This is a genomic window from Stenotrophomonas sp. G4 (assembly GCF_003428825.1).
GTDB classification, from domain to species: domain Bacteria; phylum Pseudomonadota; class Gammaproteobacteria; order Xanthomonadales; family Xanthomonadaceae; genus Stenotrophomonas; species Stenotrophomonas indicatrix.
On the sequence record NZ_CP031741.1, the window covers coordinates 1,152,226 to 1,177,834 of the forward strand.

General features: G+C 66.9%; 31 protein-coding genes. 14 read left to right on the forward strand and 17 right to left on the reverse strand.

What is annotated here, in order from left to right; translation table 11 throughout:
- Positions 1 to 97: 97 nt before the first annotated feature.
- The 4 genes from D0Y85_RS05330 to D0Y85_RS05345 are packed head-to-tail and all read left to right on the forward strand — an operon-like array spanning position 98 to position 4,034.
- Entirely contained in the window at positions 98 to 988 is an 891-nt protein-coding gene (locus D0Y85_RS05330) for a TIM barrel protein (protein ID WP_205420735.1), read from the forward strand.
- Positions 989 to 1,015: 27 nt separating this feature from the next.
- Positions 1,016 to 2,701, forward strand: a complete 1,686-nt coding sequence (locus D0Y85_RS05335; protein ID WP_117309750.1) for a GMC family oxidoreductase — start codon at positions 1,016 to 1,018, stop codon at positions 2,699 to 2,701.
- On the forward strand, positions 2,701 to 3,276 hold the full coding sequence (locus D0Y85_RS05340) for a gluconate 2-dehydrogenase subunit 3 family protein (RefSeq protein ID WP_117309751.1): 576 nt from the start codon (positions 2,701 to 2,703) through the stop codon (positions 3,274 to 3,276). Before D0Y85_RS05335 ends, D0Y85_RS05340 begins: the two co-directional genes overlap by 1 nt.
- Entirely contained in the window at positions 3,261 to 4,034 is a 774-nt protein-coding gene (locus tag D0Y85_RS05345) for a DUF1080 domain-containing protein (RefSeq protein ID WP_093817595.1), read from the forward strand. The genes D0Y85_RS05340 and D0Y85_RS05345 overlap by 16 nt, the downstream gene beginning before the upstream one ends.
- Positions 4,035 to 4,044: 10 nt before the next feature.
- On the opposite strand, the gene D0Y85_RS05350 is transcribed toward D0Y85_RS05345, so the two are convergent.
- From D0Y85_RS05350 to D0Y85_RS05370, 5 genes are read right to left on the reverse strand one after another with little or no spacing between them, the layout of a single operon-like run.
- A complete protein-coding gene (locus D0Y85_RS05350; RefSeq protein ID WP_205420736.1) occupies positions 4,045 to 4,341 on the reverse strand; it encodes a cytochrome c in 297 nt (98 codons plus the stop codon).
- An 18-nt stretch (positions 4,342 to 4,359) separates the two neighbouring features.
- A complete protein-coding gene (locus tag D0Y85_RS05355; RefSeq protein WP_117311853.1) occupies positions 4,360 to 5,226 on the reverse strand; it encodes a sugar phosphate isomerase/epimerase in 867 nt (288 codons plus the stop codon).
- Positions 5,227 to 5,245: 19 nt separating this feature from the next.
- On the reverse strand, positions 5,246 to 6,370 hold the full coding sequence (locus D0Y85_RS05360) for a Gfo/Idh/MocA family oxidoreductase (RefSeq protein WP_117309753.1): 1,125 nt from the start codon (positions 6,368 to 6,370) through the stop codon (positions 5,246 to 5,248).
- Positions 6,371 to 6,382: 12 nt separating this feature from the next.
- On the reverse strand, positions 6,383 to 7,600 hold the full coding sequence (locus tag D0Y85_RS05365; RefSeq protein ID WP_117309754.1) for a nucleoside permease: 1,218 nt from the start codon (positions 7,598 to 7,600) through the stop codon (positions 6,383 to 6,385).
- 26 nt (positions 7,601 to 7,626) lie between these two features.
- Positions 7,627 to 8,679: a sugar phosphate isomerase/epimerase family protein gene (locus tag D0Y85_RS05370; RefSeq protein WP_117309755.1), complete on the reverse strand. Its 1,053-nt coding sequence runs from the start codon at positions 8,677 to 8,679 to the stop codon at positions 7,627 to 7,629.
- A gap of 95 nt (positions 8,680 to 8,774) precedes the next feature.
- Between D0Y85_RS05370 and D0Y85_RS05375 the strand changes: the two genes are divergently transcribed.
- The gene (locus D0Y85_RS05375) at positions 8,775 to 9,782 is read left to right on the forward strand and encodes a LacI family DNA-binding transcriptional regulator (RefSeq protein WP_117309756.1); all 1,008 of its coding nucleotides are present in this window, start codon (positions 8,775 to 8,777) and stop codon (positions 9,780 to 9,782) included.
- A gap of 39 nt (positions 9,783 to 9,821) precedes the next feature.
- Here D0Y85_RS05375 and D0Y85_RS05380 read toward each other — a convergent pair whose 3' ends face one another.
- From D0Y85_RS05380 to D0Y85_RS05395, 4 genes are all read right to left on the reverse strand, one after another.
- Positions 9,822 to 10,214, reverse strand: coding sequence for a DoxX family protein (locus tag D0Y85_RS05380; protein WP_025873933.1), 393 nt, complete (start codon positions 10,212 to 10,214; stop codon positions 9,822 to 9,824).
- Between the two features lie 187 nt (positions 10,215 to 10,401).
- Entirely contained in the window at positions 10,402 to 11,424 is a 1,023-nt protein-coding gene (gene arsB, locus D0Y85_RS05385) for an ACR3 family arsenite efflux transporter (protein WP_117309757.1), read from the reverse strand.
- A gap of 14 nt (positions 11,425 to 11,438) precedes the next feature.
- Complete coding sequence (locus D0Y85_RS05390) at positions 11,439 to 11,945, reverse strand: arsenate reductase ArsC (protein ID WP_117309758.1); 507 nt, start codon at positions 11,943 to 11,945, stop codon at positions 11,439 to 11,441.
- Positions 11,946 to 11,960: 15 nt separating this feature from the next.
- A complete protein-coding gene (locus D0Y85_RS05395; protein ID WP_117309759.1) occupies positions 11,961 to 12,290 on the reverse strand; it encodes a metalloregulator ArsR/SmtB family transcription factor in 330 nt (109 codons plus the stop codon).
- Between the two features lie 17 nt (positions 12,291 to 12,307).
- On the opposite strand from D0Y85_RS05395, the gene arsH reads away from it, so the two are divergent.
- From arsH to D0Y85_RS05420, 5 genes are all read left to right on the forward strand, one after another.
- Positions 12,308 to 13,039: an arsenical resistance protein ArsH gene (arsH, locus tag D0Y85_RS05400; protein ID WP_117309760.1), complete on the forward strand. Its 732-nt coding sequence runs from the start codon at positions 12,308 to 12,310 to the stop codon at positions 13,037 to 13,039.
- An 86-nt stretch (positions 13,040 to 13,125) separates the two neighbouring features.
- Positions 13,126 to 14,151: an AI-2E family transporter gene (locus D0Y85_RS05405; RefSeq protein WP_117309761.1), complete on the forward strand. Its 1,026-nt coding sequence runs from the start codon at positions 13,126 to 13,128 to the stop codon at positions 14,149 to 14,151.
- A 283-nt stretch (positions 14,152 to 14,434) separates the two neighbouring features.
- Positions 14,435 to 14,878 carry a hypothetical protein gene (locus tag D0Y85_RS05410; RefSeq protein WP_117309762.1) on the forward strand — a complete coding sequence of 148 codons (444 nt, stop codon included), beginning with the start codon at positions 14,435 to 14,437 and terminating at the stop codon, positions 14,876 to 14,878.
- An 11-nt stretch (positions 14,879 to 14,889) separates the two neighbouring features.
- Positions 14,890 to 15,039, forward strand: coding sequence for a hypothetical protein (locus D0Y85_RS05415; RefSeq protein WP_240329343.1), 150 nt, complete (start codon positions 14,890 to 14,892; stop codon positions 15,037 to 15,039).
- Between the two features lie 137 nt (positions 15,040 to 15,176).
- The gene (locus tag D0Y85_RS05420; protein WP_033832071.1) at positions 15,177 to 15,608 is read left to right on the forward strand and encodes a pyridoxamine 5'-phosphate oxidase family protein; all 432 of its coding nucleotides are present in this window, start codon (positions 15,177 to 15,179) and stop codon (positions 15,606 to 15,608) included.
- A gap of 42 nt (positions 15,609 to 15,650) precedes the next feature.
- On the opposite strand, the gene D0Y85_RS05425 is transcribed toward D0Y85_RS05420, so the two are convergent.
- A complete protein-coding gene (locus D0Y85_RS05425) occupies positions 15,651 to 17,039 on the reverse strand; it encodes a DUF2867 domain-containing protein (RefSeq protein WP_117309763.1) in 1,389 nt (462 codons plus the stop codon).
- 11 nt (positions 17,040 to 17,050) lie between these two features.
- Positions 17,051 to 17,362: a metalloregulator ArsR/SmtB family transcription factor gene (locus tag D0Y85_RS05430; RefSeq protein ID WP_117309764.1), complete on the reverse strand. Its 312-nt coding sequence runs from the start codon at positions 17,360 to 17,362 to the stop codon at positions 17,051 to 17,053.
- A 235-nt stretch (positions 17,363 to 17,597) separates the two neighbouring features.
- Between D0Y85_RS05430 and D0Y85_RS05435 the strand changes: the two genes are divergently transcribed.
- The 4 genes from D0Y85_RS05435 to D0Y85_RS05450 all read left to right on the forward strand — a co-directional run bounded on the left by D0Y85_RS05435 (position 17,598) and on the right by D0Y85_RS05450 (position 21,123).
- Positions 17,598 to 18,065: a DUF2975 domain-containing protein gene (locus D0Y85_RS05435; RefSeq protein ID WP_059063423.1), complete on the forward strand. Its 468-nt coding sequence runs from the start codon at positions 17,598 to 17,600 to the stop codon at positions 18,063 to 18,065.
- Between the two features lie 13 nt (positions 18,066 to 18,078).
- Positions 18,079 to 18,303 carry a helix-turn-helix transcriptional regulator gene (locus D0Y85_RS05440; RefSeq protein ID WP_025873919.1) on the forward strand — a complete coding sequence of 75 codons (225 nt, stop codon included), beginning with the start codon at positions 18,079 to 18,081 and terminating at the stop codon, positions 18,301 to 18,303.
- Positions 18,304 to 18,365: 62 nt separating this feature from the next.
- Complete coding sequence (locus tag D0Y85_RS05445) at positions 18,366 to 19,904, forward strand: TerC family protein (RefSeq protein ID WP_117309765.1); 1,539 nt, start codon at positions 18,366 to 18,368, stop codon at positions 19,902 to 19,904.
- 82 nt (positions 19,905 to 19,986) lie between these two features.
- Entirely contained in the window at positions 19,987 to 21,123 is a 1,137-nt protein-coding gene (locus D0Y85_RS05450; RefSeq protein ID WP_117311854.1) for a metallophosphoesterase, read from the forward strand.
- A 36-nt stretch (positions 21,124 to 21,159) separates the two neighbouring features.
- Here D0Y85_RS05450 and D0Y85_RS05455 read toward each other — a convergent pair whose 3' ends face one another.
- The 6 genes from D0Y85_RS05455 to D0Y85_RS05480 all read right to left on the reverse strand — a co-directional run bounded on the left by D0Y85_RS05455 (position 21,160) and on the right by D0Y85_RS05480 (position 25,457).
- Positions 21,160 to 21,894: an SDR family oxidoreductase gene (locus tag D0Y85_RS05455; RefSeq protein WP_025873916.1), complete on the reverse strand. Its 735-nt coding sequence runs from the start codon at positions 21,892 to 21,894 to the stop codon at positions 21,160 to 21,162.
- A gap of 23 nt (positions 21,895 to 21,917) precedes the next feature.
- A complete protein-coding gene (locus tag D0Y85_RS05460; protein ID WP_025873915.1) occupies positions 21,918 to 22,556 on the reverse strand; it encodes a ferric reductase-like transmembrane domain-containing protein in 639 nt (212 codons plus the stop codon).
- Positions 22,557 to 22,606: 50 nt separating this feature from the next.
- The gene (locus tag D0Y85_RS05465; RefSeq protein WP_117309766.1) at positions 22,607 to 23,341 is read right to left on the reverse strand and encodes a putative DNA-binding domain-containing protein; all 735 of its coding nucleotides are present in this window, start codon (positions 23,339 to 23,341) and stop codon (positions 22,607 to 22,609) included.
- Entirely contained in the window at positions 23,334 to 24,179 is an 846-nt protein-coding gene (locus D0Y85_RS05470; RefSeq protein WP_117309767.1) for a DUF692 domain-containing protein, read from the reverse strand. Before D0Y85_RS05470 ends, D0Y85_RS05465 begins: the two co-directional genes overlap by 8 nt.
- A gap of 54 nt (positions 24,180 to 24,233) precedes the next feature.
- Positions 24,234 to 24,710 (reverse strand): EF-hand domain-containing protein, encoded by a 477-nt coding sequence (locus D0Y85_RS05475; protein WP_025873912.1) that lies wholly within the window; start codon positions 24,708 to 24,710, stop codon positions 24,234 to 24,236.
- 102 nt (positions 24,711 to 24,812) lie between these two features.
- A complete protein-coding gene (locus tag D0Y85_RS05480) occupies positions 24,813 to 25,457 on the reverse strand; it encodes a DoxX family protein (RefSeq protein WP_025873911.1) in 645 nt (214 codons plus the stop codon).
- Between the last annotated feature and the right edge of the window lie 152 nt (positions 25,458 to 25,609).

Here is a 25,609-nt window from a genome sequence, read left to right on the forward strand (position 1 = left end):
CGACTTGCAAACAGACAATTTCCTCCCCTATGGTGCAATCGATTGCATTGCAGTGAAATCGTCAGTGTTTGATACCGGTTGGGAGGCCGGCAGGTGGATGTCCATCCATTCGATCAGACCGGCCCCGGGCCTCACGCGGCGCGATGCGCTGCGCATGGCGGCTGCTGCGAGCCTTGGCTTGGGGGCGGCGGGCGTTCTGCCTGCGTTTGCCGCCACGGCGCCGCTCAAGGGCAACCTGAAGCACTCCGTGGCCCGTTGGACCTTCCCGCAGCTGTCGGTCGCCCAGCTTTGCGTGACGGTGAAGGACATCGGTTTTGCCGCGATCGACCTGGTGGGCCCGGAGGATTGGCCCACGCTGAAGGCCCACGGCGTATACAGCTCGATGTGCAACGGCGCGGAGCTGGGCCTTACCAAAGGCTTTGCCGGCCGCGAGTTCCACGATCAGCTGGTGGAGCGCTACACGCGGCATATCGATCTGGTTGCCGATGCCGGCTATCGTAACCTCATCTGCTTCTCCGGCAACCGTAACGGCATGGATCCGCAGGCCGGCCTGGCAAACGCCGAAGCCGGCCTCAAGCGCATCCTCGGCCACGCCGAGAAGCGCAACGTCGTGCTGGTGATGGAGCTGCTGAACTCCAAGGTCGATCATCGCGACTACCTGTGCGACCACTCTGCGTGGGGCGTAGAGCTGTGCCAGCGGCTGGGCTCGGACAATTTCGGCCTGCTGTACGACATCTATCACATGCAGATCATGGAGGGCGACATCATCGCCACCATCGGCAAGCATCACGCCTGCTTCAAGCATTACCACACCGCAGGTGTGCCGGGCCGGAACGAGATCGGAGACCAGCAGGAGCTCCACTATCCGGCCGTCTGTCGCGCGATCCGCGACACCGGTTTCAAGGGGTATCTGGCGCAGGAGTTCACGCCTGCAGCGCCAGATCCCGTTGCCTCATTGCGCGAGGCGATCCGCCTCTGCGACGTCTGAAACGATATCCACCCAGGTGAGAAACCCATGGCAGATAATCACTACGACGCCATTGTTGTTGGCTCGGGAATCAGTGGCGGTTGGGCAGCGAAGGAGCTGACCGAGAAGGGCCTGAAGGTCTTGATGCTGGAGCGGGGCCGCAACATCGAGCACGTCAAGGACTACGTCAACGCGATGAAGGAGCCGTGGGATTTCCCGCATCGCAACCGGCCCACACAGGCGATGAAGGCCGCCTTCCCGGTACTGATGCGCGACTACGCGCTGGCCGAGAACCTGCAGGGCATGTGGGCCGACGAACAGGAATCGCCGTACATCGAGACCAAACGGTTCGATTGGTTCCGTGGCTACCACGTGGGCGGCCGCTCGCTGATGTGGGGCCGGCAGAGCTATCGTTTTTCCGATCTGGATTTCGAAGCAAACCTCAAGGACGGCATCGCCACCGACTGGCCCATCCGCTACGCCGACATCGCGCCGTGGTACGACCATGTGGAGAAATTCGCCGGCATCGCCGGTACGCGCGAAGGGCTGGACGTGTTGCCGGACGGCGAGTTCCTTCCGCCGATCCCGTTGAACATCGTCGAGAAGGACGTGGCCGCCCGGATCCGGAAGGCCTTCGGCGGCACCCGCCACATGATCCACTCGCGCACGGCGAACATCACCAAGCCGATGCCCGAGCAGGGCCGTGTCAACTGCCAGTACCGCAACAAGTGCATCCTGGGCTGCCCCTTCGGCGCCTACTTCTCGACCCAGGCAGCGACGCTGCCGGCGGCGATGAAAACCGGCAACCTGACCCTGCGGCCCTTCTCGATCGTCAAGGAAGTGCTCTACGACAAGGACCGCAAGCGGGCGCGCGGCGTGGAGATCATCGACGCAGAGACCGGCCAGACCTACCAGTACACGGCCAAGGTCATCTTCCTCAACGCCTCCTCCTTCAACTCGACCTGGCTGCTGATGAACTCGGCCACCGATGTGTGGGAGGGTGGGCTGGGCTCATCGTCGGGTGAGCTGGGACACAACGTGATGGACCATCACTTCGGTGCGGGCGCCTCGGGCCGGGTCGAGGGCTACGAAGACAAGTACTACTTCGGTCGCCGTCCCTGTGGCTTCTACATTCCCCGCTTCCGCAACGTGGCCGCTGACAAGCGCGGCTACCTGCGTGGTTTCGGCTACCAGGGCGGTGCCAGCCGCACGGGGTGGTCGCGCGAGATCGCCGAACTGAACATCGGCGCCGACCTGAAGGAGGCGCTGACCGTGCCCGGTGACTGGCGCATCGGCATGACCGGCTTCGGCGAAATGCTGCCGCACCACGACAACACGATCCGCCTGGACCGGGACCGCAAGGACAAGTGGGGTCTGCCGGTGCTGGCGATGGATGTATCCATGCGCGCCAACGAACTGGCCATGCGCAAGGACATGGCCGCCGATGCCGCCGAGATGCTGGAGGCCGCCGGCGTCAAGGACGTGGAGATGCACGACAACGACTACGCCCCGGGCAAGGGCATCCATGAGATGGGGACCGCGCGCATGGGCCGTGACCGCAGGACGTCCGTGCTGAACCAGCACAACCAGGTCTGGGATGCGCCCAACGTCTATGTCACCGACGGTGCCTGCATGACCTCCAGCGCGTGCGTGAATCCGTCGCTGACCTACATGGCACTGACCGCGCGGGCTGCCGACCATGCCGTGCGCGAACTGAAAGCGGGGAACCTCTGATGGATCGCCGCGAACTGCTGAAGATGATCGTCGCCGCCACCGGCGCGGCGATGATCGGCCTGCCGGCGCTCGGTCAGGCACAGGTTCCCGCCGCAGGGGCGAAGACGCGCTTCTCCGACACGGATGTGGGCACGCTGGACGAGATCGCCGAGACCATCCTGCCGCGGACTAAAACGCCGGGGGCGAAAGACGCAGGCGCCGGTGCGTTCATGGCGACGTTCGTCAGCGACTGCTACACCACCCGGCAGCTGGCGGCTTTCCGCGCCGGCCTGGTCGATATCGAAAAACGCGCCGGCGGCCGCTTTGTGTCACTTGCGCCGCAGGCCCGCACCGAACTGCTGCGCGCGCTGGATGCAGAGGCCAGGAAGCACGCGGTCGAGGTGACCGAAACCGGCACCGCCGAAGCAGGAGAGCCGATGCCGCACTACTTCACGATGTTCAAGCAGCTCACCATCTTCGGCTTCTTCACCTCCAAGGTCGGCGCGACCGAGGTTCTGCGTTACGTCGCCGTGCCGGGCCGCTACGATGGCGACCTGGCCTATGTTCCCGGCACGCCCGCATGGGGGACCAGCTGATGGATCACGCTATGAAGATCGCGCCGCTATTGATCGCCGCCGGCGTGCTGGCCGCAGCACCGGCGTTCGCGCAGGCCAGCACAGATCCCGCGCGCGACCCGGCAAAGACCGAGGTGTGGACGCCCGTGCCTGCAATCGTGGCCACGCCGCCGGGCAAGGCTCCTTCAGACGCCATCGTGCTGTTTGATGGCAAGGATGCTTCCGCGTGGGAGTCGGAGCAGGGCGGGCGTGTGCCCTGGACCGTCGCCGACGGCGCCATGACCATCGTGCCGGGCAGCAAGGGCATCCGCACCAAGCAGCGCTTCTGCGATATCCAGCTGCATGTCGAGTGGCGCACACCTGTCGAGACCAAGGGTTTCGACGGCCAGAACCGGGGCAACAGCGGCATCTTCCTGCAGGAACTCTATGAGCTGCAGGTGCTGGACAGCTACAACAACCCGACCTATGCCAACGGCCAGGCCGGCTCCATCTACAAGCAGGCCATGCCGCTGGTGAACGCCTCGCGCGCACCGGGGCAGTGGCAGGCCTACGACATCCTCTGGAAGGCGCCGCGCTTCTCGCCGGGCGGCGGGCTCATCTCGCCCGCGCGCATCACCGTGCTGCACAACGGTGTGCTGGTGCAGGACGACACCGTGCTGGCGGGCAGGACCGAGTACATCGGCCCGCCCTCGTATTCACCGCATGCGTGCGCGCCGATCCATCTGCAGGAGCACGACGCCAAAGTCAGCTACCGCAACATCTGGGTGCGCGAGCTGTAACGCTGGCGGCTTACTTCGCCAGATAGCTGGTGATGTCGTCGATCTCCTGTTGCGACAGCTGGGAGAACGGCGGCATCAGTCCGCCGCCCTTCCTGATCTTGTCCTTGATCTGCGCGGCATCCAGGCGCTTGCCGATGTCGGTGAGCGCGGGGAACGCGCCCGGCATGCCGGCGCGATCGGCACCATGGCAGGCCGTGCAGTTCGCTGTGTAGAGCTTTGCGCCGGCTGCAGCATCGTCCTTGGACCATGCCGTGGTTGCCAGCATCGCCGCACAGAGAATCACAGCCACTTTCAGCATCGTTTTCAATCAGGACTCCTTCGCGCACTAGCGCTGCGCGCTGGCTGGCAGGCGGGGGGACAGGTGTTCACGCAGGTAGTCCGCGCCGGTCTGGATGACCTTGGCCGGATCGCGTGGCTGGTCGTGCTCGAGGATGTACCAGTGCACGCCGGCCGCTGCGGCGGCTGGCAGGATTGCGCGCCAGTCCAGCACGCCCTGGCCGACGGCCGCGAAGCCGCCCTCGTCTTCGGCCTGGCCCTTGGCTGCATTGTCTTTGGCGTGTACCGCGAACAGGTGGCCGCGGAACTTGCCGAGCATCACCGCCGGGTCCAGGCCCGCACGCGCGACCCAGGCCAGGTCCAGCTCGGTCTGCAGGTCCGGCCCGGCCGCTGCGAACAGCAGTTCCAGGCCGGTCCGGCCATTGAAGTCGACCAGTTCGAAGTCATGGTTGTGGTAGGCCAGGCGCATGCCCTTGGCCCGTACCTGCTTGGCGATCGCGCCCAGTTCCTTGCCCAGCGCGGTCCAGCCTGCGGCATCGGTCGGCCGATCCTTCGCGTCCAGGTAAGGCACCACCAGGGTGGTGTTGCCGATCGACCGGTTGAAGGCCACCACGCCGTCCAGATCCTTGCGCAGCTCGGCCAGTTGCACGTGCGAGGAAATCGCCCTGATCGAATACCGGTCCAGCAACTGCTTGAGTTCGGCCGCGCTGACGCCCTGCGTGCCCACCGTTTCCACCGCATCCACGCCGGCGTCGTGGACGATCTTCAACTGCTGGTCGAGCGGGCCGGCGTTGCGCAGTGTGTACATCTGCACGGCGATGGGCTTGTGCGGGATGACGGCTTCGTTGGCGAGGGCGGGCAGGGCAGCGAACAGCAGCAGGGCGAGGGTGGCAGTTCTGCGGGCAGTCGTGTTCATCATGAGATGCTCCCGGGGTTCAACCGATGGCGGTCCAGGCACGGGTCCTGGCCGAGGTGATGACGCGGTCGACGATCAGCGCCGAGCGCACGCCGTCTGCGAAGGTGGGCAGGCCATCCGGTCGCTCGCCTTCGATGGCGCGGTAGGTGTCGGCGACGAATGCCTCGAAGCAGTGGCCGTAGCCCTGCGCGTGCCCGGCCGGCAACAGCGACAGCCGGCGCTGTTCGGCACTGCCGGCGCCCGGCCCGCGCACGAAGACTTCCTCGCGCTGGTCGGGCTTGCCGATCCACAGCCGCTCGGCATCTTCCTGGTCGAACGCCACGCTGGCCCTGGCACCATCAATCTCGAACCAGAGGCGGTTGTGGCGTCCGGCCGATACCTGGCTGACCGTCAACGATGCCAGCGTACCGGCGCCGGTGCGGAACATCGCCGCCGCCACGTCCTCGCTGGTGACCGCCTGCATCGCGCCACCGGCCACCGCTGTGGTGAAGCTCTGCCCGGTGTCGGTGCTGCGTTCGGCGATCACCGTGTCGAACGCCGCGCAGACCTCGGCCAAGCGCTCGCCGCTGACCCATTCCACCAGGTCGCACCAGTGCGAGCCGATGTCGGCGAACACGCGCGAGGCGCCGCCCAGTGCCGGGTCCACGCGCCAGTTGTTGCTGGCCGGGTCCAGCAGCCAGTCCTGCAGGTAGCTGCCGTGGATGAGGTGCAACGGCCCCAGTTCGCCGTGGGCGATGCGTGCGCGCGCCTCGCGGACCACCGGGTGGTAGCGGTAGACGAAGGGCACCGTGGCGACCAGCGCGTTGGCGGCGGCCAACGCCGCCAGCGCCCGGGCGTCCTCCAGCGTAGTGGCCAGCGGCTTCTCGCAGACCACGTGCTTGCCGGCTTCCAGTGCGGCCTGTGCCATGGGGCGGTGCAGGTGGTTGGGCGTGCAAACGTGCACGACCTGCACCTGTGGATCGGCGACCACCTCCTCGATGTCCCGATAGGCACGCGGGACACCCCACGCCTGCGCCACGTCGCGTGCGCGCTGCGGAGAAGAGGCGGCCACGCCACGGATGTCGGCACCCGCCAGCAGCGCCGCGCGACGGTGCACGGCACCGATCATTCCCGTGCCGACGATGGCGATTCCAGGCTTTGGCATCAGGTAGGGTCCTCAGGGCGTGGAAGGTGCGGCCGCAACCACTGGCCGGTCGCGGAACAGCAGCAGGAAGGCGATCAGCACGAGCAGCGCGACCCCTGCAGGGAACAGCCAGATCTGCTGCCAGTCCGGACCGGCTGCAGTGGTGAAGTGCTCCACCACCGCGCCGGACAGGAACGTGCCGATCAGCATGCCCACGCCATATGTGGCCAGGGTGATGAATCCCTGCGCGCTGCTGCGCGCGGCCGGGCCGGCATGCGCATCGGTGTAGATCTGACCGGTGACGAAGAAGAAGTCGTAGCAGATGCCGTGCAGCACGATGCCGATCACCAGCAGCGGGAAGCCGCCGCCCGCATCGCCAAAGGCGAACATGACGTAACGCACGACCCATGCGGCCATGCCCACCGCCAGCATCGTCTTCACCCCCAGCCGCACGAACAGGAACGGCATGGCCAGCATCAGCAGGACTTCGGAGACCTGTCCCAGCGACTGCAGGCCCGCCGCGCCGCGCACGCCCAGGTCGTTGAGATACGGGTTGGTGAAGTTGTAGTAGAACGCCAGCGGGATGCAGATCGCGATGGATGCAAGGAAGAACACCAGGTACGAGCGCGACTTCAGCAGGCGCAGCGAATCCAGCCCCAGGATCTGCCCCAGGCCGGCATCGCGCTGCTGCGCCAGCGGCGGCGTGTGCGGCAGGGTGAACGCATACAGGCCCAGCGCCAGCGACGCCATCGCCGCCATCCGGAAGGTCAGCTCGAGCCGGTGCGCCTGTTCCCAGCCCAGCCAGCCGATCAGCACGCCTGCCACGATCCAGCCGACGCTGCCTGCCACCCGCACCAGCGGGAATTGCTTCTCGGGCGATTGCATGTGCCGCATCGCCACGCTGTTGGCCAATGCCAGCGTCGGCATGAACAGCAGCATGTAGCCTATGACGCAGGCGGAGAACATGCTGAAGCTGGTTGCGGTGGACGCCAGCCACATCAGCACTGCGCCAGCCAGGTGCAGGACCGCAAGGATGCGCTGCGCCGCGAAGTAGCGGTCAGCGATCAAACCAACCAGGAAAGGCGCGACGATGGCACCGATGGACTGGCTGAGGAAGGCCGTCGCCACCTGGCTTGCGCTGGCCTGCAGCGGGCCCTGCACCAGATAGGTTCCCAAGGTGACGAACCATGCCCCCCAGATGAAGAACTGCAGAAACATCATCGCGCCCAAGCGCGACATGGTGTGCGTCATGGCTTGCCCTCCCAGGCAGTGATGTCTCAGATCCCGAGCATGCGGCGCAGTGATCCGGGATCGGTGCCGCTGTCGGCAAAGTCGTCGAAGGCGCGTCCGGTCACGCGGATGATGTGGTCGCGGATGAAGGTGGCTCCTTCCCGTGCACCGTCTTCCGGGTGCTTCAGGCAGCACTCCCATTCCAGCACTGCCCAGCCGGGAAAGTCGTACTGCGCGAACTTCGAGAAGATCGCCTTGAAGTCGATCTGCCCATCGCCGAGTGATCGGAATCGGCCCGGACGATCGATCCAGTCCTGGTAGCCGCCATACACGCCACTGCGGGCACTGGGGTGATATTCCGCGTCCTTGACGTGGAAGATGCCGATGCGGTCGTGGTAACGGTCGATGAAGCCGAGGTAGTCCATCTGCTGCAGCAGCAGGTGGCTGGGGTCGTACAGGATTTTCGCGCGGGGATGGTGGTCCACCTCGTCGAGGAAGCGCTCGAAGGTCGCGCCGTCATGCAGGTCCTCGCCGGGATGGATCTCGAAGCACAGGTCCACGCCGCAGGCGTCAAAGGCATCCAGGATCGGGCGCCAGCGTCGGCCCAGTTCGGCGAAGGCTTCGTCCACCAGCCCGGGGGGCCGCTGCGGCCAGGGATAGAAGTAAGGCCAGGCCAGTGCACCGGAGAACGTGGCATGCGCGGTCAGCCCCAGGCGCTGGCTGGCCTTGGCGGCCAGCAGCAGCTGCTGCACCGCCCAGGCCTGGCGGGCGGCCGGATCGCCACGCTTGTCCGGCGGCGCGAAACCGTCGAACAGGCTGTCATAGGCCGGATGGACGGCAACCAGCTGCCCCTGCAGGTGGGTGGACAGCTCGGTGATCTGCAGGCCATGTCCGCCCAGCATGCCGCTGACATCGTCGCAGTACGCCTGGCTGCGCGCCGCCTCGGCCAGATCGAACAGGTGGGGCGCGCTGGTCGGCACTTGTACGCCAGAATAGCCCAGCCCCGCAGCCCATCCGGCCAGCGTGTCCAGCCGATCAAAGGGAGGTGTGTCACCGATGAACTGCGCCAGGAACAGCGCTGGACCCTTGAGCGTCTTCACGTTGATTCGCCCTCGATGCAATCGATTGCATTATCCTAGCAGGGGAATTCGCGAGACCCGTTGTGCACTGCACAGCGGAAGAAGGAAGTAACGCCATGGCCACCATCTACGACATCGCAAGGCACGTCGGCGTCTCCGCAGGCACGGTGTCGCGAGCGCTTTCCCGGCCGGACAAAGTGCTGCCGGCTACACGCGCGCGCATCGAGCAGGCCGCTGCTGCGCTGGGCTACGTGCCCAATACGGTGGCCAGGACACTCAAGACCCAGCGCAGCGGCAAGATCCTGGTCACCGTGCCGGACATCGCCAACCCGTTCTTCGCGCAGATCCTGCAGGGCGCGGAAGATGCGGCGCAGGCCGTTGGCTACGCCGTCCTGCTGGGCGACACCCAGAACCTGCCCGAGCGCGAGGAGCGCTACGCGCAGATGCTCCGGCGCAACGAGGCCGATGGTCTGATCGTGCTGGGGCATCGCCTGCCGCCGACGGCGCGCGAGATTGTCCAGCAACGAGGTACCGCTGCACCGGTCGTCAATGGCTGCGAGTTCGATCCCGCGCTGGGCATCCCCAGCGTCCACATCGACAACGCGGCCGCCGCGCGCGCTGTGATGGAGCACCTGTACGGACTGGGGCACGAGCGGATCGCCGTGGTCGGCGGACCGCCCGACAACCCGTTGCACCAGCAACGGCTGGAAGGCGTCCGCGCCGCCGCCAGGGCGCGTGGCCGCCTGCGCCACCTCAGCGTCGTGCCGGGTGACTTTTCCGTGGAGTCCGGCCATGCGGCCGCGATGGCGCTGCTGCCGCCCGCAACCGCACCCACCGCGATCTTCTGCTTCAGCGACCAGATGGCGCTGGGTGCGTTGGCAGCCTGCCGGGATCTGGGCATCCGCGTGCCGGATCACGTCTCCATCGTCGGCTTCGACGACCTGGCGTCATCGCGTTACCTCACGCCTCCGTTGACGACCATCAGGCAACCGATGCGCGAGATCGGTGAGCGCGCGGTCAACCTGCTGCTCGCCATCATCGAACAGGTCGATGTACCGCTTCAGCAGACGCTGGATTTCAGCGTGATGCTGCGGGGTTCGACGGCCCCGCCCAAGGGCCGCTGAGGCAAGGGCAGGGCGGCGGGATGCCGCGCTTTGCCCGGCTCAGGGCTTGCCGCGCCTGGCGTCCACGCTGAAGCGGCCAGGCCCGCTGCAGGCCAGCAGCAGGAAACCGCCGGCGATGGCCAGATTTTTCAGGAACATGATCTGCTGCACCGGGTCGGCGAGCTGGTGGTGGAAGATGAAGGCCGTGACCAGGCTGAAGGCGGCCAGCACCGCGGCCACTGCCCGGGTCTGGAAACCGAGCAGGATGCACAGCGCCGTGCCGATCTCGAACAGGATGGTCGGCCACAACAGGATGCCGGGAAGACCCATCGCCGCCATGTAGCCCTGTGTTGCCGCCGGGTCGGACAGCTTGCCCAGGCCCGATACCAGGAACAGCAGCATCAGCAACACGCGGGCGGCCAGCTTCGCAAGGGAGTGAAGTGATGTGTCCACGGCAACGTCCTCAGGGTGGGCAGGGCGGGGGATGCTCAACAACCATGCAGGGTGGTATGCCCTTGCCCAACCGACCGGGCGCTGCAGCAGGAGCTCCTGTCCGGCCATCGAATCCCATCACGGGTGAAGTGGATGTTGAGAGCGATGGCGCCGGCAGCCTGGGCGACCTGCGCGGTGCGTGCTTGCCTCAGCGCCGCTCGTACCAGCCGCGCGATGCATTGACCATGCGCACCACCGACAGCATCACCGGCACTTCGATCAGCACGCCGACCACGGTCGCCAGCGCCGCGCCGGAATGCACGCCGAACAGGCCCACGGCGGTGGCCACGGCCAGTTCGAAGAAGTTGCTGGCGCCGATCAGCGCCGAGGGACCGGCCACGCAGTGGGCAACCCCCAGGCGCCGGTTGAGCAGGTAGGCCAGCCCGGAGTTGAAGTAGACCTGGATCAGGATCGGCACCGCCAGGATGGCGATGACCAGCGGCTGCTGCACGATCTGCTCGCCCTGGAAACCGAACAGCAGCACCAGCGTCAGCAGCAGGGCCAGCAGCGAGACCGGTCCCAGTGTCCGCAGCGCGGACTGCAGGCCAGCCTGGCCGCGACGGGCCAGCATCCAGCGCCGCAGCAGTGCGGCCACCAGCACCGGCGCGATGATGTACAGCGACACCGACAGCAGCAGCGTGTCCCACGGCACGCTGATCGCCGACAGGCCCAACAGCAGCGCCACCACCGGTGCATAGGCCACCACCATGATCGCATCGTTCAACGCCACCTGGCTGAGGGTGAAATTGGCATCGCCGCGGCACAGGTTGCTCCACACGAAGACCATCGCGGTGCAGGGCGCTGCTGCCAGCAGGATCAGCCCGGCGATGTAGCTGTCGATCTGCGCGGCGGGCAGCGCGTCGGCGAACACGTGGCGCAGGAAGAACCAACCCAGCAGGGCCATCGAGAAAGGCTTGACTGCCCAGTTGACGAACAGCGTCACGCCGATGCCCTTCCAGTGCTGGCCGAGCTGGCGCATCGCACTGAAATCGACCCGCAGCAGCATCGGGATGATCATCAGCCAGATCAGCACCGCGATGGGCAGGTTGACCTTGGCCACCTCCGCCGACGCCAGTGCAGCGAATGGCTGCGGCAGCGCGTGGCCAAGCAGGGTGCCGGCCACGATGCACAGCGCCACCCACAGGGTCAGGTAACGCTCGAACAATCCCATCGGTGCTGGTGCGCTCACGCCGGGCCGTCCCCGGGCTGCACGAAGCCAATGCGATCCAGCGCATCCTTCAACCGCACACGATCGGACCATGTGTCTGCGGGCAGTGCCAACAGCGCCAGCAGGCGCGCCTTGACGATGGCATGGGCCTGCGCGAATGCAGCCGCCTTGTCCTCCGCGCTGCCATCGACGGCGGCCGGATCAGGAAGGCCCCAGTGCGCGCGCACGAAATCGCCGAACACGACCGGGCATGCCTCGGCGGCCGCGGCATCGCACACCGTGATCACCAGGTCCATCGGCGCGCCGTCGGCGAACTCGTCCCACGATTTGCTGCGCAGGCCTGCCGTTGCAATGCCCTCGGCCTGCAATTGCGCAAGTGCGAACGGATTGACCTCGCCGGTGGGCTGGCTGCCGGCGCTGAAGACCTCGAAGCGATGACCGGCCCACGCCCGCAGCGTGGCTTCGGCGAGGACGCTGCGGGCGGAATTGCCCGTGCACAGGAACAGGACGCGTTGGGTGGTCACGAAGCAGATCTCCGGTCAGCAGGCGCAATCAGGGGAGGTGGGGCTGCAGGCGGGATCGGACGAGCCTGCGCAGCAGTTGTGGGTGAGGTAGTCGATCAGGCCGGTCATCGCGCTGAAGTTGGCGCGGTAGCAGACATTGCGGCCCTGACTCTCGCTCTCGACCAGCCCGGCCTGCAGCAGCTCCTTCAGGTGGAAGCTGAGCGTGGCCGGCGGCACCTGCAGGGCGGCGCCGATGTCACCGGCCATGCGTCCGGCCGGGCCGGCTTCGACCAGCAGCCGGAACGCGGCCAGGCGGGTGGCATGGCCAAGGGCGGTAAGGGCGGCGATTGCATTCTTTGTTTCCATATTTCTAGAATAGTCGAATGAATAAACCCATCACAAGTGCCACCCTTCCCAATCTGGTCGAAGCCTCGCTTCCCCAGCCCGACCCGACCCTGCTGGGCGCCGGCCGCGCACACCCGCCGCGGATCCTGCTGCTGTATGGCTCGCTGCGCCCGCAGTCGTTCAGCCGCAAGCTGGCGCTGGAGGCCGAGCGCCTGCTGCGCCACCTCGGCTGCGATACCCGGGTGTTCGATCCGCATGCGTTGCCCATGCTCGACAGCGTCGGCGCCGATCACCCTGAAGTGCAGCGCCTGCGCGCGTGGTCGCACTGGTCCGAAGGCCAGGTCTGGATCAGCCCGGAGCGCCACGGCACGATCACCGGCGTGTTCAAGAACCAGATCGACTGGCTGCCGCTGGAAGACGGCAGCGTGCGCCCGACGCAGGGCAGGGCGCTGGCGGTGATGCAGGTCAGTGGCGGTTCGCAGTCGTTCAACACGGTCAACACGCTGCGCGTGCTGGGGCGGTGGATGCGCATGCTGACCATCCCCAACCAGTCTTCGGTGGCCAAGGCCTGGCAGGAGTTCGACGAGAACGGGCGGATGAAACCCTCGGCGTACTACGACCGGGTGGTGGATGTGATGGAGGAACTGGTCAAGTTCACCCTGCTCACGCGGGATCGTGCGGACTACCTGGTCGATCGCTACAGCGAGCGCAAGGGTGATCAGGAGGCCACCGTACCGGCGCGTGCGGCAGGGGCGGTGGCCGCACGCTGACGGCACGCGGCGGCCGCAGGGACGCGCATGCGCGGGCGCATCAGCTCAATCCACTACCATGGGCCACCCCATCAGGATGTGCCCCGATGTCGCTCGTCATCCCGACCCTGCCCAAGCCTCCCGCCGCACGCATCGCTGCCTGGCTGATGATGCTGCTGGGCATGTGGCTGGCGCTGAAGCTTGGCCTGGTGGTGACCCTGCTGTCGGGCCTGCTGGTGTTCCAGCTGACCCATGTGCTGGCCTCCACCGTGGAAGGCAGGCTGCGCCCCGGCCGGGCACGGGCGATCGCGGTGATCCTGCTGTCGGCGGTGATCATCAGCGTGCTGGTGCTGGCCGGTATCGGCGTGGCCTCGTTCTTCCGCAACGAGACCGGTGGCCCGGACGTGCTGCTGGCGCGGTTGATGGACATCCTCAACACCTCGCGCCACCAGGTGCCTGCCCTGCTGCAGCCCTACATTCCCGAAGATCTGACGGCGCTGCGCGCGGCCGTGAACGAATGGGCCGCCGAGCACCAGCGCCAGCTGGGCGTGGCCGGCACATCGGTGGTGCAGGTGGGCGTGCGGGTGCTGATCGGCATGGTGCTGGGCGCGATGATCGCGCTGTACGACGAACTGCCGCTGCCGAAGATGGGCCCGCTGGCGCAGGAACTGATCGGCCGCACCAGCCGCCTGGCCACCGCGTTCCGCCAGGTGGTGTTCGCGCAGGTCAAGATCTCGCTGCTCAACACCGTGTTCACCGCCATCTTCCTGCTGGGCGTGCTGCCGCTGTTCGGCGTGCACCTGCCGTTGTCGAAGACGCTGGTGCTGATCACCTTCCTGGCGGGCCTGCTGCCGGTGGTGGGCAACATCATCTCCAACACCATCATCGCCATCGTCGCACTGTCGGTGTCGTTCTACGTGGCCGTGGCTGCGCTGCTGTACCTGGTGGTGATCCACAAACTGGAGTACTTCCTCAACGCGCGCATCGTCGGCGGCGAGATCCAGGCGCGCGCCTGGGAACTGCTGCTGGCCATGCTGGTGATGGAGGCGGCCTTCGGCCTGCCCGGGCTGGTGGCCGCGCCGGTGTTCTACGCCTATGTGAAGCGCGAACTGGTGGACCAGCGCTGGATCTGACCCGAAGAGCGCTGTACCGATCAGCTGAGCGGCCTTTTGAACCGGCGCCCGCTGGAGGAACGGTACGACAGCGGCGTGCCGATGGAAACACGCAGGCGGTCGTGATTCTGCTGGACCTCGAGCATTTCAAGGCGATCACGATGGGCAGGGGCATGCGGCCGGTGATGATGTGCTGGTGCAGGTGGCCGCAGGCGGGCACGCGGCCCGCTGAAGGTGGCATTGTTCATCGCCGGCGCACGCGCTGCTGCCTAGACTGGCCATTCGCCCGTCCCAGGAGTACGCCATGACCCTGCGTTCTGTTGTGACTTCCACGCTGCTGGCGGGCCTGCTCGCTGGTTGCGCCAGCAGTACACCGCAGACCGATCCGGGCGCCGATGCGCCGCGTCACCCGTCTATCGCTGCTGATGCCAGCCCGGTGCCTGCCTTCACCGGCGGCGGCGCCGGCTGGTCCATCGAGATCGCCTCCACCGGCAAGGGCAACCACGATGCCACGCTCACCGTTGCTGGCCGCAGCAGCGCTGGAACGCTGCGCTACCTCGGCCAGCTGGCCGGTGCGCCCCGTTCGTTGACGGTGCTCAACGGTGAGCTGGGCAAGCAGCCCACCATCGTCGAGATCAAGCGCGAGCCCTGCCGCAACGCCGAAGGCGTGGATACGTCGGCCAGCGTGCAGGTGACTGTCGAGGGCCAACCACAACGCCGCGGCTGCGGCTTCCTGGCCGTGTACTGACTGGCACACGCATGATCCACATCCCAGAGCTGGAGACACCGCGCCTGCGCCTGCGTGCGCAATGCCTGGATGACTTCCCGGTGTATGCCGCGTTCCTGGCCTCGCCCCGTGCGCGCGGCATGGGCGGGCCGTTCGCTGAGGCTATCCGCGCTGATGAGTGACGGCCACCGCGGCGCGGGCGCGCTGCACGCGGGAATGCCAACTACGGCCACTGCGTGAAGAAGGCGCCAGCAGGCATCCACGCATCGGTCACCGCGTCGGGCAGACGCTGGACACCCATCTGTTGAAGGAACTGCCCATGACCACGCTCACCCTTCCCGAACTGGCCAAGAAGATGGCCGGCATCGATTTCACCATGCTGCAGACCCATGCGGGCGGCCAGATCGCTGGCCGCCCGATGAGCAACAACGGCGATGTGGACTACGACGGCGACAGCTGGTTCTTCACCATGGAAAACACCGACATGGTGCGCGAGATCAGCGCCGATCCGAACGTGGCGTTGGGCCTGACCGGCAGCAAGTCGCTGCTGGGCAAACCACCGCTGTTCGTGCACGTGCAGGGCAGGGCGGCGCTGGTCCGCGATCGCGCCACGATGGCCCAGCACTGGGTGAAGGACCTGGAGCGGTGGTTCGAGCAGGGCGTGGATACGCCGGGTCTGGTGCTGATCCACGTACACGCCAGCCGCATCCATTACTGGGATGGCGAGGACGAAGGCGAGATCGTGGTCTGATCGCGGGGGCTGCACAGGGCCCCTGCACATTGCTGCCGCAGCTCAGGAATGTGCAGGCGTGCCGGACCACGCGGCCAGCTCCGGTGCCAGCGCATGTTCAACGGCGCGGCGCAGCAGTGCCGGGGCCACGTAATGACGATGGGCGCTGTCGATCATGGCCATGTAGAAGCGGCCAAACGCATTGAGCGTCTGCACGCGCGAGCCCAGGCTGATGTGGACCTGGCCGTCCTCGCAGAACTGCACGCGCACGCTGCTGCGGAAGCGGAGATGGCGGTCGTCTGCGCCGAGCAGCACTTCGGCACACCGGTCTTCCGCATCTCCCTGGGCATCCAGCACCGGGAAACGTCCGCCGAACACGCGGCTGCGATCGGTGGACAGCAGCGACGACACTGGGCAGCCCAGCGGCGAGGTGCGCAGACGCAGTGGTGCAACCAGACGATTGCGCAGGGCCATCAAGCGGCCGACGCCTGCCGGCGGGTTGCGCAGGAACCCATCCAGTACATCGGTCAGCAGGGCGGAGGCCGATCGATGGCGGGCCTGCCCGCCGTGCAGGGTCAGCGTGGTCGTGTCGTTGTAGTGACTGTGCGGCAGGGCGCTGGCGAGCATTCCCGCTGGAGGCGACGACGCGCTGCTGCAGACCGGGTACGCCGGCGTCGCCCGCTCCACGAATCCGCGCAGTGGCTCCAGGCTGAAGCGACGCAGCGGCCCGAGCAACGTGCGCGTCTGCACGCACAGGCGTGCGCGCAGGCTGGGCGCTGCCGCCTGCAGTGACAGTTGCAGCAACGGCGTGGCGGCGAGTGTGGTTGCGCTGGGCCAGTGCGCTGCTGGCAGCACGTCGGTCAGGCTGGGAATGTCCGCGGCGTTTGCTTGTGCCTGGGCGCGTGCCTGCTCGCTCATTGCTCCCGCCAGCTCATTGCTGTGGCACGAAAGCGCGAACAGGGCAGGGTGGGCCGGACTGTTCGAGGCGAACTGGTGCCAGGTGCCGCCGCCAAAGCGCACGGTGAACAGGCAATCGGGCGGGATGCGGACACGACGCAGCGACCGCAGGAAGTGCGAGGGATCGTCCGCCAGTTGCTGATCGGATGCGCTGGCAAACCGCAGCTCGGCACCGGCACTGCCGGCGATGGCGGTGAACATGCGCGGCCCGGCATGGCGGTGGAAGGGATGGCCGCCGGCACCCACCACGAAACTGTACAGCGATGACGGATCGCCGTGCTGCAGGTGCATGCCACCCAACCGTGCCGAGGGCTCGTCCAGCGCATCGATGAAGGCCGGGTGGTGGCGCTGGCGCTGGCTGGCATCGCTCACCAGCGCATCGCCGGCACCGATGCCGAGCTGCGCGATCAGGGTGACTTCCACCGGGCCACCGCCGTCGTGTGCCGGAAGCTGGATACTCGGGAACGAACGGCTGGTGCGGGTCGAACCGGGCATCGCAGTGCTCCTCAGCGGGCGGGTGTCTTGCGGCGTGCGCGCGCTTGCCGCTTCAGCGGGCCGCCGACCGGACAGACTTCGGCAGCCCAGGAAAACAGCGTGTTGGCCAGGCGGTCGGGCACCTGCCGGAAGTACACGAACTGGCCGCGCTTCTCGCGTTCGATCAGGCCGGCGTCTTCCAGGATGCGCAGGTGGCTGGAGAGTGCCGGCTTGCTGAAATCGAAGCGCTCGGCCAGCTCGCCGGCGCTGAGTTCGCCGGCGCTGAGGTAGGCCAGGATCTGCCGGCGTGCGGTGGAGGCCAGGGCTTCGAAGATGCGGTCCATCGTTGTAGTTAACTAATTCGTTAACTGATGTTCCGTCTGCCGCTGGGCGGTGTCAAGCGCGGGCGCGATTCAGCCAGCCGCCCTGGGGATGTGATATATCGTTTATCGATAAATCCACCTCGGGGCGGCAGGGCCGCTCCACATCGGAGGCTGCTTGACCGCTCGTCCCGCCCGCGCCCTTCCTGCGCGCGGCTTGTTCACCCTCGCCCAGACCGCCGTGCAGGCGGTGCGCGCGATGTGCTGGCTGGGCATCCTGGCCGCGCTGCTGGCGGTGCCGCTGGTGGCCTACGACCGCAGCTGGCTGCTGGACAGCGTGCACGACGCGCAGGCCGCGGCCATGCACGGTTCGCATCTTTTCCTGCATTTCTGCGTGGGCCTGGCCGCCATCGTCGCGCTGCTGGTGCTGTGCCTGGTGTTCCTGCGCCACCTGGCGCGGCTGCTGCGTTCTGCGGCCAACGAACGCCCCTTCACCCATGCCAATGCCGTACGCCTGCAACGCATGGCCTGGCTGATGCTGGCGATGGAGGTGCTGTCCATCGTGATCGGTCTGTATGCCAGCTGGATGGGGCCGGACTTTGCGTGGATGGAAGTTGGCGGTGGCATGTCGATCACCGGCCTGGTGGCCGTACTGATGCTGTTCGTGCTGGCGCGGGTGTTCACCGTTGGCGCAGCGATGCGCGACGATCTGGACGGTGTGATTTGATGGGCATGATCTGATGGCGATCGTCATCACCCTCGACCGCATGCTGCAGCAACGCGGCATGACCTTGTCCGAGCTGGCCGGGCGCATCGACATCACCCTGGCCAACCTGTCGATCCTGAAGACCGGCAAGGCACGCGCAATCCGCTTTTCCACCCTCGATGCGATCTGCCGCGAACTGCAATGCAGCCCCGGCGACCTGCTCGGGCATGACCCTGCGCAGGCGCAGGATGCGGATTGAGCCTGGCCGCGCCGCACGCCTGCACCGCACCACTTTTCCCTTACTGACGAAACGGACCTGAAATGGAATGGTTGGCTGACCCCTCGATATGGATGGGCCTTGCAACCCTGGTCGTGCTGGAGATCGTTCTCGGCATCGACAACCTGGTGTTCATCGCGATCCTGGCCGACAAGCTGCCGCCGCACCAGCGCGACCGCGCGCGGGTGATCGGCCTGGCATTGGCGCTGCTGATGCGGCTGGTGCTGCTGGCTGCGTTGGCCTGGATCATGAAACTGACCGAGCCACTGGTCACGCTGCTGGAGCACAGCTTCTCCGGCCGCGATCTGATCCTGCTCGGCGGCGGCCTGTTCCTGCTGTTCAAGGGCACCATGGAGCTGCACGAGCGGCTTGAAGGCCGCGAGCATCACGAGGACGGCAAGAAGGTCTATGCCAGCTTTGCGATGGTGGTGGCGCAGATCGTGGTGCTTGATGCGGTGTTCTCGCTGGATTCGGTGATCACCGCGGTCGGCATGGTCGACAACCTCGGCGTGATGTATGCGGCGGTGACCATCGCGATGGCGCTGATGCTGCTGGCCAGCAAGCCGCTGACCCGCTTCGTCAACAAGCACCCGACCGTGGTGGTGCTGTGCCTGGGCTTCCTGCTGATGATCGGTTTCAGCCTGGTGGCCGAGGGCCTGGGCTACAAGATCCCGAAGGGGTACCTGTACGCGGCCATCGCGTTCTCGATCCTGGTGGAAGCGTTCAACCAGTGGATACGTTTCAACCGCGAGCGCAACGAACAGCGCCAGCCGTTCCGCCAGCGTACTGCCGATGCCGTGCTGCGGCTGTTGGGTGCGCGCCAGGCCAATGGCCACGATGAAGATGAAGCCGATGAGCGCGGCAGCTCCGAAGAACGCCTGCAGCCCGCCGAGCACGAGATGATCCGCAGTGTGCTGGGCCTGGCCGACCGCCCGGTATCGAGCGTGATGACGGTGCGTGCCGACGTGCAGTGGATCGACATGGCGCGTGGTCACGACGATGTGGTCGCACGCCTGGTGGCGTCGCCGCATACGCGGATGCTGGTGGGCGAGGGCGACCTGGACAGCCTGCGTGGCGTGGTGCAGAGCCGTGACCTGCTGGCCGACCTGCTGCAGGGCAAGCCACTGCAACTGGAAGGCAACCTGCGCGAGCCGCAGTACGTGCTGTCCAGCGCCAGTGCGTTGCAGGCCCTGGAGCTGATCCGCCAGCACCCGGTGCCGTTGGCAGTGGCGGTGGACGAGTACGGCAGCGTGGAAGGCCTGGTGACGGCCAACGACCTGCTGGCGGCCATCGCCGGTGATCTGGCCGATACCCAGGACGAGCGCTATGGCGTGGTTGCACAGGGCGAGGACTGCTGGGACGCCGACGGCGCGCTGACCCTGGACGACCTGCAGCGGCTGGCCGGCGTGTCGCTGCCGCGCAGCGCGGACTACATGACCATTTCCGGGCTGGTGCTGGAGCAACTGGGGCGCCTGCCCGACATCGGCGACACGCTGGAGGTGGCCGGTATCCGCATCACCGTGCTGGCGATGGAGAAGCGGCGCATCACCCGGTTGCGGGTGGAACGCTTGCCGGAAGCGTGACGATGTCGGGGCTGGGCCCATGCCCGGCTCTATCCATTGCCATCTTCTGCCGTCACCATGGCGGGCCTGTTCGCCGTTCTGGATTGTCGTAGTGCTGAGTACGATTGGTTTTCTGATGGGCCTGTATGTGGCCTGGCGCCTTTTCTGGCCGCTGCGCCTGCCTGTCTGGTCGAAGGTGGTGCTGTCGGTGCTGCTGGTGGGCATTGCCGTGCAGCTGCGCATCGTCGCCAGCTTCTGGGGCACGATGGCCTCCCCGGAAATTCCGAAGATGGCCATTGCCACGCTGGCCACCGGTTCCACCGCCGTGCTGCTGCTGGCCCTGGCGTTGCTGGTGCTGGACGCCGGCCTGTTGGCCGCGCGCCTGCTGCGCGCCCCGCGCGCCCTTTCCGTACTGCGCAGCAAGGCGCTGCGCCCGTCTGCCGCGGTGCTGGCGCTGCTGCTCAGTGCCTTCGGTGTCAGCCAGGGCATGGCCGTACCCAAGCCACGGCAGATCGAGGTGGCCATCAGCGGACTGCCGCAGGCCTTCGATGGCTACCGTGTGCTGCAGCTCACCGACATTCACGCCAGCCGCCTGCTGACCGGCGACTGGGTGCGCCAGGTCGTGGCTGCAAGCAATGCACTGCAGCCGGATCTGGTGGTGATCACCGGCGACCTGATCGACGGCAGCGTGCAGGCGCGCCGCAACGATTACACGCCACTGGCGGACCTGCGTGCGCCAGACGGGGTGATCGCCATTACCGGCAACCACGAGTACTACGCGCAGTACAGCGAATGGATGCAGGCGTTCCGCGCGCTGCACATGCAGGTGCTGGAAAACAGCCACACCCAGGTGCGCCGCGGCGGGGCGGCACTGACCATCGCCGGCGTCACCGACCCGGTCGCCGCACGCTATGGCCTGCCGCTGCCCGACCTGGAGGCCGCCCTGGCCGGTGCCGACCCCAGCGCACCGGTGATCCTGCTCGACCATCGGCCCCGCAATGCACGCGAGGCCGCTGCACGCGGGGTGAAGCTGCAGCTGTCCGGGCACACCCATGGCGGACAGATCATCGGCATGGACCAGCTGGTGAAGCGCGCCAACGGCGGCTTCGTCTCCGGTCGCTACGCGGTGGATGGCATGACGCTGTACGTGAGCAACGGTGCCGGCCTGTGGGCCGGGTTCCCGGCCCGCATCGGCGTACCGTCGGAGATTACGATGATCACCCTGCGCCGGGCGCCGTGATGCGGTGGGGTGTGGGATGGGGGATCGTGCAACGGCTCAGAGGATGAAGCCTCCATCGATGGTCAGGCTGCTGCCTGTCATGTAGCCCGCTTCCGGCCCCGCTACCCAACTGGCCAATGACGCGATCTCGGCAGGCTGGGCAATGCGGCCCAGGGGTACCCGCGCAGCAAGCTTTTCATCCAGCCCGGCGGTGATGTCGGTCGCAGTCGGGCCGGGTTGCAGGTTGTTGATGGTGATGCCGCTGGGGGCCAGCTCCAGCGCCAGCTCGCGCACCAGAGCGGCCACCGCCGCCTTGCTCATCGCATACAGGCTGCTGCCGGGCGAACCACTGCGCACGGCAGTGTTGCTGCCGATGGTGATGATGCGGCCACCGCCGGACAGATGCGGCAGGGCCGCCTGGATGGCCAGCACCACGCCACGTATGTTCACCGCCAGCAGCTGGTCCAGCGTAGGCAGATCCACGCTGTCGATCGGTGTATGCCGGTACAGGCCGGCATTGACCACCAGCACATCCAACCCACCGAAGGCCTGCGCAGCGGCGGCCACGGCCCGGCGCAACGCATCGGCATCGCTGCTGTCAGCCTGGAAGGCGAGCGCGCGGCCACCGTGCGCGCGGATGGCATCAAGCGATGCCTGCGCCCCATCGGGGCGCGAGACGTGGGTGATGGCGACGTCATGGCCATCAACGGCCAAGCGTTGCGCAATGGCCGCACCGATACCGCGTGAGCCGCCGATGACCAGTGCACGGCGGCGAGAGGAAGAGACTGTCATGTTCAAACTCCGGTTGGGGATGATCAGGCCGCTGGCAGGGAAGGACGGGCGTGGGCGCTGCGGCGCAGCGACTGAGCACGTTTGGCGATCCAGCGGACCACGAAGGCGGTGAACAGCAGTGCCGAAGGCACCGCATACCAGAAGTTCGTGGGTACACGTTTGAAGTACGAATAGGTGAACACCGCCGCGATGACCCACATGCCGGTGACGTGCAGTCGCCGCCAGGCGGTTGGACCCATGCGCCGGGCGATGCTCCGGTGCGAGGTGATGGCCAGCGCCAGGATGGCCACGTAACCCATCGTTCCGGGAAGATTGGCAAGGGCGGAGCGCGCTGGCCAGAACGCCGGATTGAGGATGCCGAACGCGGTGATGGCGAAGGCATGCAGCAGATGCGAGAACGCAAACGACAGGCCGATGATGCGGCGCTCGCGCATCAGGAAGCGGGTGGTCGGCCCGGGCAGCAGGGTGGCAAATGACGATGCCGTAAACGCGGCCAGGAACAGCAGGAACGACGTGCGGGCAGTGACCCGGATCGCTGCGCGGCTGCCCTCGGCCAGATCCGGTTGCAGAGCGAAGGCTGCCAGCGCAAAGGCGATCAGGACTGCGGCGATGGCCATGAACAGGCGCCAGCCATGCAGCAAGGAAGTGTTGGAAACAGCCATGGTCAGACCTCGAATCAGATAGGGGTAGTGCCGGCCGCTGGCCGGCAATCTCAGAACCCGGTCAGCGCGACCAGCACGCCGGCCGCGCACAGTTCGCCCAGCAAGGGCGCGGCCACCACGCGCAGTGCATCGGTGGCCACGCCATGCGCCTCAGCCAGCGCCTGCCGGGCGTCGTCCACGCGCGCACCGTCGTTGCCAAAGGCCGACAACAGCGCATATGCAAGCGGTGCCAGTTCCTCGACCTGCAGGCGGTCGTCCGCCAGGCGACGCAGCAGCAGAAGTGTCGGCTCGCTGGCGGGCGCATCGTCCAGTCCGGCGTCCTCATGCACCGGCCACTGGTAGCCCAGTACCCGCACCAGCGGCGACAGCGCCAGCACGTCGCTGCCCGCAGGCATGGAGTGCAACGAATGCCCGGCATCACGCGCTTCGATGTGCAGTGCCTGCTGCGTGCTCTCGTAGTGCGCCAGTTCCGCTGCCCAGCCGGGCAGCGCGAACGTGTCCTGCGCCGCCAGCCAGGCAGCGAACTCGCTGGCGATCTGCGGGAACAGCGGGGTGTGGCAGTCGTGGTACGCGTAGTAGTGCTCGACCAGGCCACGCCAGCGCGCTTCGCCCAGTTGTTGATGCAGGCGCGGCAGGCTGCCGGCCAGCAGGTTGTCCAGACTGTCGATGCACAGGCGGCAGTAGATCGCCAGCCGCCATGCCGCGATGCCATCGGGTGCGGGCATCGAGGGATCGCGCACATGGTCGGCCCAGCGCCGCTGCAACGTGGCCAGGGACTCAGCCATGGGCCACCTCCGGCAACTCGGCGTCAGCCTGGGCCCTGCGGATCTGTTGCACTTCAGCAAGCAGTTCGGCCAGCGGCGGGAAATTGAAGTCGCACTCCAGCAGGGTGGGGCGCACGCCGACGTGCGCATAGGCCTGGTGTAGCAGGGCCCAGACCACACCCTTCACCGGCGCGCCGTGGGTGTCGATCTTGAAGCCGTCGTCCTCGTCGAAGTGGCCAGCCACATGCAGGGAGGCCACGCGGTGGGCCGGCACGCGGCGCAGGAAATCGAAGGCGTCGTAGCCATTGTTACAGGCGTTGACGAAGACATTGTTGACGTCCAGCAGCAGGTCGCAGTCGGCTTCGGCAAGCACGGCAGTGATGAACTCGATCTCGCTCATGTCGGCAGCGGGCACTGCGTAGTAGGAGATGTTCTCCACCGCGATACGACGCCCCAGGCTGTCCTGCACCTGGGCGATGCGACCGGCAACGTGGCGTACGGCCTCGGCGGTGAACGGCAGCGGCAGCAGGTCATAGAGATGGCCCCCGGCGGCGCAGTAACTCAGGTGTTCGCTGTACAGCTGTACCTGGTGCAGGTCGAGAAAAGCGCGGGTCTGTTGCAGCAGCGTGCGGTCCAGTGGGTCCGGTCCACCCAGCGACAGCGAAAGACCGTGGCAGGTCAGGCGGTGGCGCTCGCTCAGCTGGCGCAGCGCGGCACCGTGTGCACCGCCGACGCCGATCCAGTTGTCCGGCGAGCATTCGAGGAAGTCGATGGCATCGGCCGGCATCGCCAGAAGCTCATCGATCAGGCCTCGGCGCAGGCCGAGGCCCGCACTGGCGGTAGGCAAAGGCAGGGACATGGTGGGTACTCCGGGATGAGGTGCCGCCACGAGGGCGGCGCCGGGTGCGGGCAATCAGTCGGCAACGCGCGAGAACAGGCCCTTCGGCATCGGCTTGCCATTGGCGGTGTAGACGCTGCGCAGGTAGTCGTGCGCTTCCTGCTCGCTGATGTAACCGTCGTGGTCGGTGTCGATGCGGTCGAATTCGGCGGCACGTTTGGCGGCCACGGCATTGAACTCGGCACGCGACACCTTTCCGTCGTGGTCACGGTCGGTCCGGGCAAACGAGGCGTCGCCGCACTTGCCTTCGCCGCACTGGCCCTCGGCTACCTTGGCCTTGCCGGCGGGCTTGCTGGTGGTGGCCTTGTTGGCGCCGCACTTGCCTTCACCGCACTTGCCTTCGGCGGCGGCGCTCATGGCCACGGCACTGATCGCCAGCGGCTGGATCGCGGCAGCCTGGCCGGCCAGCAGCAGGCCGCCGGCCAGGGCGATGCCGATGGCGCCGATGCGCGGCAGACGGGAAGCAGAGGTGTTATTGGTCGAGACGGACATGGTGATGACTCCTTGGGATGTGCACGCAGGGCGTGCGGGATGGACGCCGCTGGAAGGCGACGGAATGCGATGCGAGGAAGGGTGGGAGAGGGCGGAAGCGGATCAGGCGCTGCGGCGACGGCGTAGTACATGGGCCAGCAACAACGCGGCGCCGAGCAGGGCACCGCCGAAGCCGACGCCGGGCAGTAGTGCGGCGACCGGCAGCAGCAGCGCGATCAGGCTGCTGCCCCAGCCGAGGCCGTCATCGTCTGCGGCGGCGTGTTGCGGGCTGGCAAGCAGACGGTCCAGGCTGAGTGATCCAGCACCGTTGAGGATCAGCGGCAGCAGCATGGCCAGGAACAGCAGCGGCAGCTTGAAGTTGCCGTAGCCCTGGTCGGTGATCGCATAGCCCCGCCAGAGTTCATCCAGGCCGTTCCACTGGTCGGGCCAGTGCACGGCGGCGATGGCCACGATGGTGAGCACCCAGAAGATGTACGCCACCGAGCGCGTGGCCAGGCCCAGCAGCAGCATCACCGCGCCCACCAGTTCCAGCCAGGTGGCCAGCTGCCAGTTGAGCGAGGCGGGCAGGGTGGAGAAGGGGAACGGGAACCGGCCTTCCAGATCGGCGAACCAGTTCTGGCCGCCCAGCTTCTCGCGACCGGATTCAAAGAATTCCCAGGCGAGCAGGGCGCGCAGGGCCAGCGGCGAAAGCCAGCGGCCGACGGCATCCAGGCGTGGGGTGTAGAGGGAGGAGGCGGTGCTGATCATGGGTGTGTCCTGCGGGCCGGTTGTCGATGGAGGCCATTTCGGGCCACGCAGGTATCGGCAACGTGTGTCGATGCGCGGGGTTTTGTCAGCGACTGTGGCTGCGGCAGGGGTTTCGTACAGTTGGATACAAAGACGCCGCATCGGGGGCGCAT

Coding starts and splice junctions, on each gene's coding strand:
- D0Y85_RS05330 (WP_205420735.1), top strand. CDS start 98: ATGTCCATCCATTCGATCAGACCGGCCCCGGGCCTCACGCGGCGCGAT.
- D0Y85_RS05335 (WP_117309750.1), top strand. CDS start 1,016: ATGGCAGATAATCACTACGACGCCATTGTTGTTGGCTCGGGAATCAGT.
- D0Y85_RS05340 (WP_117309751.1), top strand. CDS start 2,701: ATGGATCGCCGCGAACTGCTGAAGATGATCGTCGCCGCCACCGGCGCG.
- D0Y85_RS05345 (WP_093817595.1), top strand. CDS start 3,261: ATGGGGGACCAGCTGATGGATCACGCTATGAAGATCGCGCCGCTATTG.
- D0Y85_RS05355 (WP_117311853.1), bottom strand. CDS start 5,226: ATGAACACGACTGCCCGCAGAACTGCCACCCTCGCCCTGCTGCTGTTC.
- D0Y85_RS05360 (WP_117309753.1), bottom strand. CDS start 6,370: ATGCCAAAGCCTGGAATCGCCATCGTCGGCACGGGAATGATCGGTGCC.
- D0Y85_RS05365 (WP_117309754.1), bottom strand. CDS start 7,600: ATGACGCACACCATGTCGCGCTTGGGCGCGATGATGTTTCTGCAGTTC.
- D0Y85_RS05375 (WP_117309756.1), top strand. CDS start 8,775: ATGGCCACCATCTACGACATCGCAAGGCACGTCGGCGTCTCCGCAGGC.
- arsB (WP_117309757.1), bottom strand. CDS start 11,424: ATGGGATTGTTCGAGCGTTACCTGACCCTGTGGGTGGCGCTGTGCATC.
- D0Y85_RS05395 (WP_117309759.1), bottom strand. CDS start 12,290: ATGGAAACAAAGAATGCAATCGCCGCCCTTACCGCCCTTGGCCATGCC.
- arsH (WP_117309760.1), top strand. CDS start 12,308: ATGAATAAACCCATCACAAGTGCCACCCTTCCCAATCTGGTCGAAGCC.
- D0Y85_RS05405 (WP_117309761.1), top strand. CDS start 13,126: ATGTCGCTCGTCATCCCGACCCTGCCCAAGCCTCCCGCCGCACGCATC.
- D0Y85_RS05410 (WP_117309762.1), top strand. CDS start 14,435: ATGACCCTGCGTTCTGTTGTGACTTCCACGCTGCTGGCGGGCCTGCTC.
- D0Y85_RS05415 (WP_240329343.1), top strand. CDS start 14,890: ATGATCCACATCCCAGAGCTGGAGACACCGCGCCTGCGCCTGCGTGCG.
- D0Y85_RS05420 (WP_033832071.1), top strand. CDS start 15,177: ATGACCACGCTCACCCTTCCCGAACTGGCCAAGAAGATGGCCGGCATC.
- D0Y85_RS05425 (WP_117309763.1), bottom strand. CDS start 17,039: ATGCCCGGTTCGACCCGCACCAGCCGTTCGTTCCCGAGTATCCAGCTT.
- D0Y85_RS05430 (WP_117309764.1), bottom strand. CDS start 17,362: ATGGACCGCATCTTCGAAGCCCTGGCCTCCACCGCACGCCGGCAGATC.
- D0Y85_RS05435 (WP_059063423.1), top strand. CDS start 17,598: ATGTGCTGGCTGGGCATCCTGGCCGCGCTGCTGGCGGTGCCGCTGGTG.
- D0Y85_RS05440 (WP_025873919.1), top strand. CDS start 18,079: ATGGCGATCGTCATCACCCTCGACCGCATGCTGCAGCAACGCGGCATG.
- D0Y85_RS05445 (WP_117309765.1), top strand. CDS start 18,366: ATGGAATGGTTGGCTGACCCCTCGATATGGATGGGCCTTGCAACCCTG.
- D0Y85_RS05455 (WP_025873916.1), bottom strand. CDS start 21,894: ATGACAGTCTCTTCCTCTCGCCGCCGTGCACTGGTCATCGGCGGCTCA.
- D0Y85_RS05460 (WP_025873915.1), bottom strand. CDS start 22,556: ATGGCTGTTTCCAACACTTCCTTGCTGCATGGCTGGCGCCTGTTCATG.
- D0Y85_RS05465 (WP_117309766.1), bottom strand. CDS start 23,341: ATGGCTGAGTCCCTGGCCACGTTGCAGCGGCGCTGGGCCGACCATGTG.
- D0Y85_RS05470 (WP_117309767.1), bottom strand. CDS start 24,179: ATGTCCCTGCCTTTGCCTACCGCCAGTGCGGGCCTCGGCCTGCGCCGA.
- D0Y85_RS05475 (WP_025873912.1), bottom strand. CDS start 24,710: ATGTCCGTCTCGACCAATAACACCTCTGCTTCCCGTCTGCCGCGCATC.
- D0Y85_RS05480 (WP_025873911.1), bottom strand. CDS start 25,457: ATGATCAGCACCGCCTCCTCCCTCTACACCCCACGCCTGGATGCCGTC.